Consider the following 11,854-nt stretch of genomic DNA (forward strand, 5'->3'; position numbering starts at 1 on the left):
GCTCCATGGACCCTCCCGCTAGCCGAGCCTAAACCGGCCATTGCGGGGATAGCGTAGAATATATCGCTCAAGAGACAGTCACGATTGGCCCGATGAAAGATGCCGGCCAGGGGAAATCGTGCCATGGTAAACAGCGTTCACCCATCGTCCGTTCATGAGGGCCATTTCGATATGGTCGTCATTGGCACAGGCTTTGGCTCCAGCTTCTTTCTTTTTGAGGCGCTTCGCCGGAAAAACCTCAAATTTCTGGTCATCGAGCGGGGCCGTCACAACAGCCATGAGTGGCAACTGGCCCATCACGACAATTCAGATATCGACCATGACGCCACGTTCCATAGCGAAAGCGGCAAGCCCTGGAACTTTACCATTGGCCTGGGCGGCGGATCGAACTGCTGGTTCGGCCAGGCCAACCGGCTGCACCCGAACGATTTCCGGCTGAAGACGCTGTACGGCGTGGGCAATGACTGGCCGCTCAATTATGACGAGTTGGAGCCGTTCTACGGCCAGGCCGAAGAGGTCATGAGCATCTCCGGCGATCCGGACATGGCCAGCATGTTTCCGCGCTCCACGCCCTATCCGCAGCCGCCGCATCACCTGACATCGCCGGACAAGCTGATGAAGAAGGCGCAGCCGGGCATGCATTTCGTCATGCCGACCGCCCGCGCGCGCGTGGCGACGGAACAGCGGCCGGCATGTTGCTGTTCCTTGCGCTGCTGGCTTTGCCCTGCAAATGCGAAGTTCACGGTCAATAACGGCCTGATCGGCATCTTCGAAAAGCCAAATGTTTCGGTTTGCCTGCAATCGACAGCGCTGCGGTTCGAAGGCGGGACCAACAATATTCGTTCCCTGATTTTTGAAAATGGGGGCAAGGAATATCGCGTTCATGGCGACCTGTTCGTGCTGGGCGCCAATTCGATCCACAGTCCGGCGATCATGATCCAGTCCGATATGGGCGGCGGCCACACAGGGAAGGGGCTGCATGAGGGCTATGGCATCGGTGTCGAAGCCTTTCTCGACGGGCTGGAGAATTTCGACGGAAGCACGATCACCACCGGCGTCAATTATAGCGAATATGATGGGCCGTTCCGGTCGGAATCCGGCTCGGCCATGATCTCCTTCGAAAATCGCTGGCCCTTCGGATTTCGTGCGGAAAGGGGACGCTGGCGGCAGACGCTGCCCTTGACGATCGTGGTCGAAGAATTGCTGGAGCCTGGCAATCATGTGGCGAAGGGCCCGAAGCCCGGCATCCCCGAAGTCGTGCATAAAGGGCCTTCCCCCTATGCGCAGAAAGGGGTTGAGCGCGTCATGGCGGCGCTGCCGAAGATTCTTGCGCCATTGCCAGTGGAAGAAATCTACTTCCGCAACGTCCGCCGCACCGAATCGCATCATCAAGGCACGATGCGAATGGGACGCGACCCCGCTCTATCGGTGGTGGACGAGAATCAGATCCACCACCGCTGGCGCAATCTGGTCGCGGTGGGCACGTCCGTCTTTCCGACCTGCACGGCTTCCGGACCCAGCCTGACCGCAGCGGCGCTGTCGCTTCGCGCCGCCGGCCGGATCATTTGAGAGGAGGACGGGATATGGCTTTTTCCGTCTCCAGACGCGGATTGTTCGCCGGAGCGGCGGGGGCGGCCACCCTGGCGGCTGCTGGCGCTGCGGGAGTGGCGTCCTTCGACCTTGCCGATCTCATGCGGCGTACCTTGACCAGGCTCCTGGGCGAATTCGATATCAGCGACAAGGACATGGCCGCTTTCACGAACGACTTCGCCAAATTGGTGGAGATGGACGGCGAAACCGGGCTGATGTTGCGCGCGGGAGCTTTTTTCGGCGCTAGCCATCTGCTTGGCAGCACTGGTCCTCATGCCATCCGCAATCGTTTCGAAGGGTTCGACCGGACGGTGCTGGCGACGTTTATCACCACGACCAACTATCTGGATGTGTACAAGGAAGGGAAGGGGCGGGTGGCCTATTATGGTATGGAGCCGCCTTGCGTCAGCCCCTTTGCCCATTTTGAATTTCCATAGGGACGCCGCCAACCGGAACGATCCTTGTAGCCAGTCTTTCCACCTCTGGCCTGTCATGGCTCACATAGAGGATCGGCAGCTTCAGCTCGTCGCGAATCCGCTCGATCACTGTCATGATCTCGGCCCTGCGCGGAGCATCGAGGGAGGAGAGCGGCTCGTCCATCAGCAGGAAGCGGGGGCCGCTGAGCAAGGCACGCCCGATCGCCACGCGCTGGGTTTCGCCCCCCGAAAGCGTGGCGGGCCAGCGTTCCAGCAAATGGCCGATGCCAAGGAAAGCCAGCGCCTCCTCGAAAGTCAGCCAGCGATGCTCGGGCGAAGCGAGCCGCAAGCCGTATAGCAGGTTCGCGCGCACCCGCTTGTGCGGGAACAGCCTGCCGTCCTGGAAGACATAGCCGACCCGGCGCTTCTCCGGCGGAAGGTCAATTCCTTGTGCACTGTCGAACAGCACTTCTCCATCAACGGCGATGCGGCCTTCGCTGGGCCTTAGCAGGCCAGCCACCATGTTGAGCAGGCTGGTCTTCCCCGCGCCTGATGGCCCAAAGAGGGCCGTAATGCCGGGACCGGCCTCTATATCTAATCGGAGGTCCAACTCTCCTACAGGCCGTTGCACCCGGATTTCAAAGGACATGCGCCGTCCCCCGGCCGCCACGGCGCGCCAGCGCTTCGGATGCGAGCAGCGCCATCAGCGAAAGGAGCACGGAAACGATCGCCAGCCGGGCCACGACCGGATCGGCTCCGGGCACCTGCAATGCGGAATAGATGGCGATGGGAAGCGTTCGCGTCTCTCCGGGGATATTCGAGACGAAGGTGATGGTCGCTCCGAACTCCCCCAGCGAGCGCGCAAAGCCCAGTACTGCTCCCGCCAAGATACCGGGAAGCGCCAAAGGCAGGCTGATGGTGAGGAACATGTGCGCAGGTCCAGCGCCCAGCGTCCGCGCGGCATCCTCCAGCCGCCGGTCGATGGCTTCGACCGAAAGCCTGATCGCGCGCACCATCAACGGCAGGGCCATGATCGCCGCTGCGAGCGCTGCGCCGGTCCAGCGGAACATGAAGACGATGCCCAGCCATTTTTCGAACCAGCGACCTAGCGGTCCCGCAGGACCGAAAGCCAGCAACAGCAGCCAGCCGGTCACAACCGGCGGGAGCACCAGCGGCAGGTGAACCAGGCCATCGAGCAATACCTTTCCCGGAAAGCGTCCCCGCGCGAGCAGCCAGGCGAGGCCGAAGGCTATCGGCAGAGTCAGTAGAACCGCTGCACCGCTGACTTTCAGCGACAGCAGGATGACCTGCCAGTCATCAGCGGTCAGCGCGCTCATTGGCCGGTCATGGTGAAGCCGTAGCGGGCGAAAATGGCGCGGCCCTGATGCGACAGCAGAAAGCGCCGGAAGGCTTCGGCATCAGGGCTTGAGGCGCTTTTCAGTACGGCGAGGGGGTAGGTGATCGGCGGGTGAGTGGCGGCGGGAAAGGTGCCGGCGATTCTGACTCCCGTGGCAGCCCGGGCGTCGGTCGCGTAAACAATCCCCAAGGGCGCTGCTCCCCGTTCGACCAGCGCCAAGGCGGCGCGGACATTTTCCGCACGGGCAATCCGGGATTCGACAGGTGCCCAGACGCCGAGATTTTCAAGGGCCGCCTTGCCATATTTGCCTGCCGGGACGGCATCGGGATCAGCCATGGCAAGCCGTCCTTCGCCAAGCAGGCGGGCAAGCGGAAATCCCTTCGCGATATTGAGCTTCAGGCGGGATTTGGTGGGAGCGATAAGGACCAGCCGGTTCGAGAGAAAGGATTTTCGGGTTCCTGCGCGGATCAGACCCTGTTTCTCGACCTCATCCATCCAGGGCTCATCCGCCGAAATGAAGATGTCGGCCGATGCACCCGCGCCAATCTGCCGCGCGAGCGCAGAGGAGGCGGCAAAGGACAGGACCGGCCTGTCCTTGCCCTTTTTGGCCCAGGCATCAGCGGCGGCATTGAGCGATTCCTGAAGGCTGGCTGCTGCGAGGATCAAAGGCGGTTTTTGCCGGGCATTTGCTGGCGAGACGAGGAGGAGCAGCGCGGAAAGCAATGCCGGCAATAGTCTGATCACGAATCGCACCTCCCGGGAGTTATATTCGTTGATATACAGCGCGTGAACAGGGGCTCAAGTCATCGATCCGCCGGTCAGCTTTTCGGCTGCGGCAGAAGATCCCCTGCCAATGCGTCGAGCGTCTCGCCTTCGGCAGCGGTTCCACAGGCTTTTTCGAGGTCGCGATAGCGGGCGAGGATCGACTGGCCGAAGGGCGTCAGCTTTGCGCCTCCGCCATGACTGCCGCCTGGGGAGGTTTCCACCAACAGCTCACGCCAGCACCGATTCATTGCGTCGACCAGAAGCCAGGTCCGGCGATAGCTCATGCCGAGTGCCCGTCCGGCTGCGGAAATCGAACCCTCCCGCGCGATGGTTTCGAGCAGGTCCGCCTTGCCCGGACCCATGGCGATCTCATCCCCGCAAAAAAGCTGGAGCTTGATCTTGAGCGGGCCGGTTCTGATCATCGCTCCTCCGTCTGCCCCTCAGAGAGGCAGTAGCGCCGCCACGATCCAGCGGCCCTCGCCACGCAGAACGCCCCAGGCGCGGGCGGCGGCACGACTGTCCATCGCCTCGACGCCAATGCCAATGGCTTCCAGCGCCTTTACCAGCGCGCGGGGCGGATGGGTCAAGGAGGCGCCTGTTCCGAGCAGCAGGAATTCGGGCGGCGGCTGGACCTCAAGCAGCGGGCGCAAGTCACCGACTGCAAGAGAGCCGATCTCCGGCGCCGTCCAGTCAAGGGCTTCCTCCGTGGTCAGCATCAAGCCGTTGGCAAACAGCTTGTCCTGCACGCGAAAGGCTGTGCCAGAAAAGCCGGTGATTACCGGCCCCGACGCAGCGGGATCGCGGCGCAGGTCGATCATGACTCGCCCATTGGTTCCGTTCGGCCCATCCGCTCAGCACCCAGCGCGGGACCCGTTTCCTTTGGCACGAAGCTGTGCGGCCCGACCTTTGCCCATACGAGGATGGGGGCCGCCATATAGATGGAGGAATAGGTGCCGACGAAAATTCCGAGCAGCATGGCGGCGGTGAAACCGAAGATGACCTCCGGCCCCCAGACAAGCAATGCAACCAGCGCCACGATCATGGTGAGCGAGGTCATCAAGGTGCGCGCCAGCGTTTCGTTCACCGACAGGTCAAGGATCGGGATGATCTCCATTTTCCGGTATTTGCGGAGATTTTCCCGGATGCGGTCATAGACCACGATGGTGTCGTTCAACGAATAGCCGATGATCGTCAGCACCGCTGCGACAATGTTGAGGTCGAATTCGAGCTGCGTCAGCGCGAAAAAGCCGAATGTGAGCGACACGTCGTGGAAGAGGGCAAAGAGCGCCCCAAGGCCGAACTGCCATTCGAAGCGGAACCAGATGTAGATGGAGATCGCGATCATCGCCAGCACCATGGCGTAGGTGCCAGTGCGGAAAAGTTCGCCCGAAACCTTACCGGACACCGCATCCACGCTGCCGAACTTGGCATCGGGATAGCCTGCCTGCACGGCCTTCTTGAGCGCCTGTGCCGCCTGGTTGGATGCGCCTTCGCCGCCCTGTGGCAGCGGCGTGCGGATAGTGACCTCATTTGGCGCGCCGAACTGCTGGATCGTCGTGTCGCCAAGGCCGAGGGTATCGACGCGGCTCCGCAGGTCGTCAAGATTGGGCGCTTCCTTGAACGTCACGCGCACCATCTGGCCGCCGACGAAATCGACGCCCAGATTGAGGCCCCTGACCGCCACGAGCGCAATGGATGCCATGATCATCAGGAAACTGATCGCCATGGCGAGGTTACGCCATTTAAGGAAATGGATGTTCGTATTTTCGGGGACGAGCTTCAACAAACGCATGATCTTCTCCGGTCCTCAGATGACCAGTTTCGCCGGGCGCTTGCGGAGCCAGAGGCTCACCAGCAGGCGCGAGACGGTGACGGCGGTAAAGACGCTGGTGACAATGCCGATGGTCAGAACCACGGCGAAACCACGGATGGGCCCGGAACCGAAATAGAACATCAGCGCCGCCGCGATGACATTGGTGATATTGGCGTCGAAAATGGCCCGGCTCGCTTCCTTGTAGCCGACCTCAATCGTCTGGATGATCCCGCGCCCGCGACGCTGCTCTTCCCTGATGCGCTCGTTGATGAGCACGTTCGCGTCCACCGCCGCACCGATGGTGAGCACGAATCCGGCAATGCCTGGCAATGTCAGCGTCGCATTGAAGATCGCCATGACCCCAATGATAAGGAAGATGTTCACGATGAGGGCGATGTTGGCGTACAGGCCAAAGCGCCCATAGGTCACCAGCATGAAGACCAGCACCGCCGTGGTGGCGATCACGCAAGCGAGCATGCCCTTGCGGATGGAATCGGCCCCAAGATCAGGGCCAACGGTGCGTTCCTCGACCACCGTCAGCGCAACCGGCAGCTTGCCCGAGCGGAGCGCGATCGCCAGTTCATTGGCGCTCGCCACTGTGAAGCTGCCGGATACCTGAGCGGAGCCGCCGAGAATAGGCTCGTTGATATTGGGCGCCGACAGCACCGTACCGTCCAGAATGATCGCGAAGGGCTTGTTCACATTTTCGGTGGTCACCCGGGCGAATTTGCGTCCGCCCGCGCCGTCGAAGCGGATATTGACGACCGGCTCGTTATTCTGCTGGTCATAGCCTTGCTGCGCATCGATGAGTTGGTCGCCGCTGATCATCACCTGGCGCTTCACGGCGATATAGGGAACGCCGGCAGGGTTGGTCGGATAGGGCAGGATCTGGCTGCCCACCGGAGCGCGGCCGGCGGCCAGTTCGGCGGGATCGGCAGTGATGTCGACCAGTTTGAATTCCAGCTTGGCCGTCTTGCCGAGCAACGACTTTAACGCCTCGGGATTTTGGAGGCCCGGCACTTGTACCACGATCCGGTTCGCGCCCTGACGAATGATGGTGGGCTCCTTCGTGCCCATTTCGTCGATGCGCTTGCGGATAACCTCTGTCGCCACTTCCATGGCGCTTTCAACAGCGGCGTCGAGACCCGAAGAGGTGGGCGTCAGCACGATGGTCGTGCTGTCCACGACCTCCACATTCCAGTCCCGCTGGCCGGTCATGCCCGCGCCCTGCGTGAGCGAGCGGAGCCGCTCCACGGCTGCATCGACCTGCGATCCGTCGCGGACCATGAAGCTCAGCTTGCCGCCCCGGCGGGAAATGTCCCCGATGGCGATTTTCGGATCGCCGCGCCGCATTTCGGTGCGGACGGTTTCCTCCATATTCTCCAGCCGCTGCTTTTCGACGTCCTTGACGTCGGCTTCGAGCAGAATGTGGCTGCCGCCCGACAGGTCCAGGCCGAGGTTGATCTGCGCCTGAAGCGCGGAAGGCAACTGTGCCAGGATTTTTTCGGGCAGAAAGCTGGGGACAGAAAAAAGAACGCCGACGATCACCGTCAGCGCGACGAGCCAGGTCTTCCAGCGAGGAAAGTCAAGCATCGGCGCTTCAATCGTTCGCCGGCTTGGCGCTGCCGGGCTGGACAACGTCGGACAGAGTGGATTTGACGACCTTCACCTTCACGCCTTGCGCGATCTCCACATCGACATAGCTGTCGTCGACCCGAAGCACCTTGCCCACCATGCCGCCGGCGGTGATCACCTGGTCACCCTTTTTTACAGCCTCGATGGTCGTGCGATGCTCCTTCATCTTCTTTTGCTGCGGACGGATGAGCAGAAAATAGAAAACCGCAAAGATCAGCACCAAAGGAAGAAGCTGAACCAGGAAGCCGGCGCCACCCGGCGCGGCCGCGCCGCTGGTCTGGGCAAAGGCAGTGGGTATGAACATCGTCAGGGGTCTCGTTTCCGAAAAAGGCGGTTTTGTTTATAAGGTTCGCCCCATAGCAAGGGCGAAGGGCAAGCACAAATAGGAACGGCAACGTATTGCGCCCGTCACTCGCCCGACAGATTCTCCGGGACCGATGCGGCTTCTGCATTGCCGGCCAGCCGCTCGTCGAGCATCTCTGCCGCCTGGTTGAGCGCTTCTGCTTCGCCGACCGTTACGCCGCCGGGGCCCGGGTCATTGTCATTGCTCCCGCAGGCAGGAAGGGCGAGGAGGCAGGCAAGAATGATAGAGCGAGATGTCTGGGGCATTTGCGGCACTCAAAAAGGGAGGCTCCGGTAATTATCGTCGGCCCTGAGATTGTCGAAGGGCTCAATTTCTCTTCAGGCGAAGGAAGGGCTTTGACAGGCTCGGCCCGAACGGGCTTGTTTGCCTATATTTCGCAAAAACTTCTCAGAAAAGAAAAAGGGCCGCGCCACCCTGACGCGACCCCCTTCGAATTTTCAGCCTGAAGGCGATTACATCGCGTTCGCGGCGTTCTCGGTGGCATTGGCCGCGGCGTCGGTGGCATTCTCGGCCGCGTTCATGGCGTCAGCAGCCGCATTTTCGGCGGTCGCCGCAGCATTTTCGGCTACGTTGCTGGCATTTTCCTGAGTCTTTTCACTGCAAGCAGCCAGACCGAGAGAAGCGGCGATAACGAGCGAAAGCGCGATAGACTTCGACATGGGTAAAACCCCCTCTTAGAGAACTGAACCTGTTGCAGGCCGGCTCAAGAGAAAGCTCAACCCCTGCTTGGCCTGCAGGCGCAACACGTAACGATTTGTTACGCGCAACGCAATCCCTACCGAAATGGATGACATTGATCCTGCCAGATTCCAGAAACTTGGGGGCGTTTTGCAGGAGGAACCCAAGGGCTCCGTTGTGCGCTGCCGAATTCGATTGACCGATATAAAGAAATCTTTATATCGTTATTTCATGACGGCTGTTCTGGACATATTCGGTGCTCTTGCCGACCCAACGAGACTGAGAATCATCTGCCTGTTGCGGTCGATGGAACTGGCGGTGGGGGAGATTGCGCAGGTTGTCGGACAAAGCCAGCCGCGTGTGTCCCGCCATGTCAGGATATTGGTTGAAGCGGGGATCGCGGAACGGCGCAAGGAGGGAAGCTGGGTATTTCTTCGCCTTGGCCAGTCGAGTCACGTGGCGCCGCTCATGCGTTTCCTGGATGCTGTTGATCTGTCGGAAAGCGAGGCCTTGTGGGTGAAGGCCGATCTGGCGCGGCTTGCGGCCGTCCGCATGGAGCGGGCGCATGCGGCGGAGCGCTATTTTGCTGAACATGCGGAGGAATGGGATGCCATTCGCTCTCTTCACGCGCCGGAGCCTGACGTCGAGGCGGTCATGGGTGAGTTGCTGGGAGAGGAAAAGATCGGCCGCCTGCTGGATATCGGCACCGGAACTGGGCGGATGATCCAGCTTTTCGGGGCTTCGGCCGATCAGGTTGTGGCTATTGATCGCAGCCCGGAAATGCTGCGCTTTGCCCGTACCAAGCTTCCCGAAAAGGGCGCGGAGAAATATGAGCTGCTGCTGGGCGATTTCTATGCCCTGCCGCTTCCCGATGCGTCGACCGATACGATCATTCTGCACCAGGTGCTGCATTATGCGCAGCAGCCGGAACTGGTGATCGAGGAAGCTGCGCGTGTGACGGAGGGCGGCGGACGGCTGCTCATCGTAGACTTTGGCCCGCATGAGCGGGAGGAGTTGCGGATCAACAACGCCCATGCCCGACTTGGATTTTCCGATGATCAGATCGAGCGATGGCTTGAAAAGGCCGGTTTTGAACTTGAGCAGGAACGAACGCTGGCTGGCGGCGAGCTGAATGTGAAGCTATGGCTTGCGCGCCGCCGGGAGGCGCAGATTCTGCCGTTAAAGGGACGCACCGCATCATGACTTTTACGCTGACTCAATTGGAAGAGGCACGCCGCGCGCTGGAAGCGCCGATGTTCGGCGATTTGTCTGGCGATGCCAATGTCTCGTTCGAATTCTTCCCGCCCAAGTCGCAAAAGATGGAAGAGACGCTTTGGAGCAGCATCGAGACGCTGGCGCCGCTGCAGCCGCGTTTCGTTTCGGTGACTTATGGCGCGGGCGGTTCGACGCGCGAGCGGACGCATGCCACGGTTGCGCGAATCGTTCGGGAAACCAACCTGCTTCCCGCCGCGCACCTTACCTGCGTTGATGCGAGCCGGGACGAAATCGCAGAGGTTGCGCGTGCTTATTGGGAAGCGGGAGTGCGGCATATCGTCGCCTTGCGCGGAGATCCGCCGGAGGAGGGCAGGGGCTTTACGCCGCATCCCGAAGGCTATGCCAATGCGGCGGAACTGGTTGCAGGGCTCAACAAAATCGCGCCTTTCGACATCAGCGTGGCCGCTTATCCGGAAACGCATCCGGAGGCGATCAGCAGCCAGGCCGACCTCGACAATCTGAAGCGCAAGCTGGACGCTGGTGCCAGCCGGGCCATCACCCAGTTCTTCTTTTCGCCCGAAACCTTCTTCCGTTTCCGCGACAAGGTGGCAGCGGCAGGAATAAGGACAGAGATCGTGCCCGGTATCCTGCCGGTGTCGAATGTGGCTCAGACCCGCAAGTTTGCGGCGATGTGCGGGGCGGCCATCCCGCCATGGATGGACAGGCTGTTCGAAGGGCTGGACGATCACCCCTCTACCCGGCAACTGGTTGCCGCGACGATTGCGGCAGAACTGTGCCGGAAACTTTATGCTGGCGATGTGCGGCAGTTCCATTTCTACACGCTCAATCGCGCTGAACTGAGCTACGCCATCTGTCACTTGCTGGGCTTGCGCCCCAAGGCGGCGGCGCCGGTGCAGGAGCAGGCGGCATGAGTGCGCGCGCGCATCTTCAGGCGGAGGCATCGAAGCGCATCCTTCTGACCGACGGGGCCTTTGGCACGGAGATCCAGAACTACAAGCTCGATGCAGCCGCCTATGCCGGAACGCTGGGCCTTTCCAAGGATCAGAAGGGCAATAACGATATATTGGCGCTGTCCCGCCCGCAGGTGCTGGAGGAGATCACCACGGCCTATCTGAACGCGGGGTCGGACATCGTTTCCACCAACACCTTCAGCGCGAACCGGATCAGCCAGGCCGACTATGCGGCCGAGCATCTGGTGCGGGACATCAACTATGCCTCGGCCCAACTTGCCAGGCAGGCGGCGAACAGGGCAGCGCAGGATGGGCGCCCCCGTTTCGTGGCAGGGGCGATCGGGCCGACCAATAAGACCCTGTCGCTTTCGCCCGACGTCAATGATCCCGGCTTTCGCGAGATCGACTTCGATTATCTGAAGGACGTCTATCGGGAACAGACCGACGCGCTGATCGAAGGCGGGGTGGACTTCATCCTTATTGAAACCGTCTTTGATACGCTGAACGCCAAGGCAGGCATCATGGCAGTCATCGAGGCCGCGCAGGCGCATGGGAAGGATGTGCCCATGATGCTGTCGATGACGCTTACCGACCTCTCTGGCCGGAACCTGTCCGGGCATACGGTCGAAGCCTTCTGGTATGCGGTCCGCCACGCCCGGCCGTTGACGATCGGGCTCAACTGCTCCTTTGGTGCGCAGCAGCTCCGCCCCCATGTGCAGACGTTGAGCCACATCGCCGACACGCTCATCATGGTCTATCCCAATGCAGGGCTGCCCAATGAGCTTGGCGAATATGACGAGCTGCCGGAACAGACGGCGGCGCTGGTCAAGGAATGGGCCGATCAGGGTCAGGTGAACATTCTTGGCGGCTGCTGCGGATCAACCCCGGGGCATATCGCCGCGATGCGCAAGGCGGTGGAGGGCTTGCCCCCGCGCGCCATCCCGCATCCGCCGGTGGTGACCCGGTTGGCGGGACTGGAACCGATGAATATCGCGGCGTGAGAATTGCCCTCTCCTTCAAGGAGAGGGTTGGGAGAGGGGGGCACCTCTC

The 11,854-nt window shown here is 61.2% G+C and carries 15 protein-coding genes; 5 read left to right on the top strand and 10 right to left on the bottom strand.

Features of this window, described 5'->3' with window-relative positions:
• Positions 1 to 123 precede the first annotated feature (123 nt).
• A complete protein-coding gene (locus VJS46_RS01165) occupies positions 124 to 1,569 on the top strand; it encodes a GMC family oxidoreductase (protein ID WP_324057505.1) in 1,446 nt (481 codons plus the stop codon).
• Between the two features lie 14 nt (positions 1,570 to 1,583).
• The gene (locus tag VJS46_RS01170) at positions 1,584 to 2,027 is read left to right on the top strand and encodes a hypothetical protein (RefSeq protein ID WP_324057506.1); all 444 of its coding nucleotides are present in this window, start codon (positions 1,584 to 1,586) and stop codon (positions 2,025 to 2,027) included.
• Here the strand turns inward: VJS46_RS01170 and modC are convergent.
• The 10 genes from modC to VJS46_RS01220 all read right to left on the bottom strand — a co-directional run bounded on the left by modC (position 1,996) and on the right by VJS46_RS01220 (position 8,599).
• On the bottom strand, positions 1,996 to 2,655 hold the full coding sequence (gene modC / locus VJS46_RS01175) for a molybdenum ABC transporter ATP-binding protein (protein WP_324057507.1): 660 nt from the start codon (positions 2,653 to 2,655) through the stop codon (positions 1,996 to 1,998). The two genes, VJS46_RS01170 and modC, sit on opposite strands and share 32 nt — an antisense overlap.
• Entirely contained in the window at positions 2,645 to 3,343 is a 699-nt protein-coding gene (gene modB, locus VJS46_RS01180; RefSeq protein WP_324057508.1) for a molybdate ABC transporter permease subunit, read from the bottom strand. The genes modC and modB overlap by 11 nt, the downstream gene beginning before the upstream one ends.
• Positions 3,340 to 4,116 carry a molybdate ABC transporter substrate-binding protein gene (gene modA, locus VJS46_RS01185; RefSeq protein WP_414707950.1) on the bottom strand — a complete coding sequence of 259 codons (777 nt, stop codon included), beginning with the start codon at positions 4,114 to 4,116 and terminating at the stop codon, positions 3,340 to 3,342. The genes modB and modA overlap by 4 nt, the downstream gene beginning before the upstream one ends.
• A 65-nt stretch (positions 4,117 to 4,181) precedes the next feature.
• Positions 4,182 to 4,550, bottom strand: coding sequence for a winged helix-turn-helix domain-containing protein (locus tag VJS46_RS01190; protein WP_324057510.1), 369 nt, complete (start codon positions 4,548 to 4,550; stop codon positions 4,182 to 4,184).
• An 18-nt stretch (positions 4,551 to 4,568) separates the two neighbouring features.
• A complete protein-coding gene (locus VJS46_RS01195) occupies positions 4,569 to 4,946 on the bottom strand; it encodes an MTH938/NDUFAF3 family protein (protein WP_324057511.1) in 378 nt (125 codons plus the stop codon).
• Positions 4,943 to 5,920 (bottom strand): protein translocase subunit SecF, encoded by a 978-nt coding sequence (secF, locus tag VJS46_RS01200; protein WP_324057512.1) that lies wholly within the window; start codon positions 5,918 to 5,920, stop codon positions 4,943 to 4,945. Before secF ends, VJS46_RS01195 begins: the two co-directional genes overlap by 4 nt.
• Before the next feature lie 15 nt (positions 5,921 to 5,935).
• Complete coding sequence (gene secD, locus VJS46_RS01205) at positions 5,936 to 7,534, bottom strand: protein translocase subunit SecD (protein WP_324057513.1); 1,599 nt, start codon at positions 7,532 to 7,534, stop codon at positions 5,936 to 5,938.
• Positions 7,535 to 7,541: 7 nt separating this feature from the next.
• A complete protein-coding gene (gene yajC / locus VJS46_RS01210) occupies positions 7,542 to 7,880 on the bottom strand; it encodes a preprotein translocase subunit YajC (protein WP_324057514.1) in 339 nt (112 codons plus the stop codon).
• Positions 7,881 to 7,984: 104 nt separating this feature from the next.
• Positions 7,985 to 8,185 (bottom strand): hypothetical protein, encoded by a 201-nt coding sequence (locus VJS46_RS01215; RefSeq protein WP_324057515.1) that lies wholly within the window; start codon positions 8,183 to 8,185, stop codon positions 7,985 to 7,987.
• 207 nt (positions 8,186 to 8,392) lie between these two features.
• Entirely contained in the window at positions 8,393 to 8,599 is a 207-nt protein-coding gene (locus VJS46_RS01220) for a circumsporozoite protein (protein WP_324057516.1), read from the bottom strand.
• A 250-nt stretch (positions 8,600 to 8,849) separates the two neighbouring features.
• On the opposite strand from VJS46_RS01220, the gene VJS46_RS01225 reads away from it, so the two are divergent.
• The 3 genes from VJS46_RS01225 to VJS46_RS01235 are packed head-to-tail and all read left to right on the top strand — an operon-like array spanning position 8,850 to position 11,805.
• Positions 8,850 to 9,821: a metalloregulator ArsR/SmtB family transcription factor gene (locus VJS46_RS01225; protein ID WP_324057517.1), complete on the top strand. Its 972-nt coding sequence runs from the start codon at positions 8,850 to 8,852 to the stop codon at positions 9,819 to 9,821.
• Positions 9,818 to 10,765 (top strand): methylenetetrahydrofolate reductase, encoded by a 948-nt coding sequence (metF, locus tag VJS46_RS01230; RefSeq protein WP_324057518.1) that lies wholly within the window; start codon positions 9,818 to 9,820, stop codon positions 10,763 to 10,765. Before VJS46_RS01225 ends, metF begins: the two co-directional genes overlap by 4 nt.
• Positions 10,762 to 11,805 carry a homocysteine S-methyltransferase family protein gene (locus VJS46_RS01235; RefSeq protein WP_324057519.1) on the top strand — a complete coding sequence of 348 codons (1,044 nt, stop codon included), beginning with the start codon at positions 10,762 to 10,764 and terminating at the stop codon, positions 11,803 to 11,805. The genes metF and VJS46_RS01235 overlap by 4 nt, the downstream gene beginning before the upstream one ends.
• The last annotated feature ends 49 nt before the right edge of the window (positions 11,806 to 11,854 follow it).

Origin of the sequence: Rhizorhapis sp. (assembly GCF_035276005.1) — a bacterium.
Lineage (GTDB): Bacteria > Pseudomonadota > Alphaproteobacteria > Sphingomonadales > Sphingomonadaceae > Rhizorhapis.

Bases quoted from the DNA above. Each gene is read 5' to 3' on its own strand.
- VJS46_RS01165 (WP_324057505.1), top strand. From the start codon at position 124: ATGGTAAACAGCGTTCACCCATCGTCCGTTCATGAGGGCCATTTCGAT.
- VJS46_RS01170 (WP_324057506.1), top strand. From the start codon at position 1,584: ATGGCTTTTTCCGTCTCCAGACGCGGATTGTTCGCCGGAGCGGCGGGG.
- modC (WP_324057507.1), bottom strand. From the start codon at position 2,655: ATGTCCTTTGAAATCCGGGTGCAACGGCCTGTAGGAGAGTTGGACCTC.
- modB (WP_324057508.1), bottom strand. From the start codon at position 3,343: ATGAGCGCGCTGACCGCTGATGACTGGCAGGTCATCCTGCTGTCGCTG.
- VJS46_RS01190 (WP_324057510.1), bottom strand. From the start codon at position 4,550: ATGATCAGAACCGGCCCGCTCAAGATCAAGCTCCAGCTTTTTTGCGGG.
- VJS46_RS01195 (WP_324057511.1), bottom strand. From the start codon at position 4,946: ATGATCGACCTGCGCCGCGATCCCGCTGCGTCGGGGCCGGTAATCACC.
- secF (WP_324057512.1), bottom strand. From the start codon at position 5,920: ATGCGTTTGTTGAAGCTCGTCCCCGAAAATACGAACATCCATTTCCTT.
- secD (WP_324057513.1), bottom strand. From the start codon at position 7,534: ATGCTTGACTTTCCTCGCTGGAAGACCTGGCTCGTCGCGCTGACGGTG.
- yajC (WP_324057514.1), bottom strand. From the start codon at position 7,880: ATGTTCATACCCACTGCCTTTGCCCAGACCAGCGGCGCGGCCGCGCCG.
- VJS46_RS01215 (WP_324057515.1), bottom strand. From the start codon at position 8,185: ATGCCCCAGACATCTCGCTCTATCATTCTTGCCTGCCTCCTCGCCCTT.
- VJS46_RS01220 (WP_324057516.1), bottom strand. From the start codon at position 8,599: ATGTCGAAGTCTATCGCGCTTTCGCTCGTTATCGCCGCTTCTCTCGGT.
- VJS46_RS01225 (WP_324057517.1), top strand. From the start codon at position 8,850: ATGACGGCTGTTCTGGACATATTCGGTGCTCTTGCCGACCCAACGAGA.
- metF (WP_324057518.1), top strand. From the start codon at position 9,818: ATGACTTTTACGCTGACTCAATTGGAAGAGGCACGCCGCGCGCTGGAA.
- VJS46_RS01235 (WP_324057519.1), top strand. From the start codon at position 10,762: ATGAGTGCGCGCGCGCATCTTCAGGCGGAGGCATCGAAGCGCATCCTT.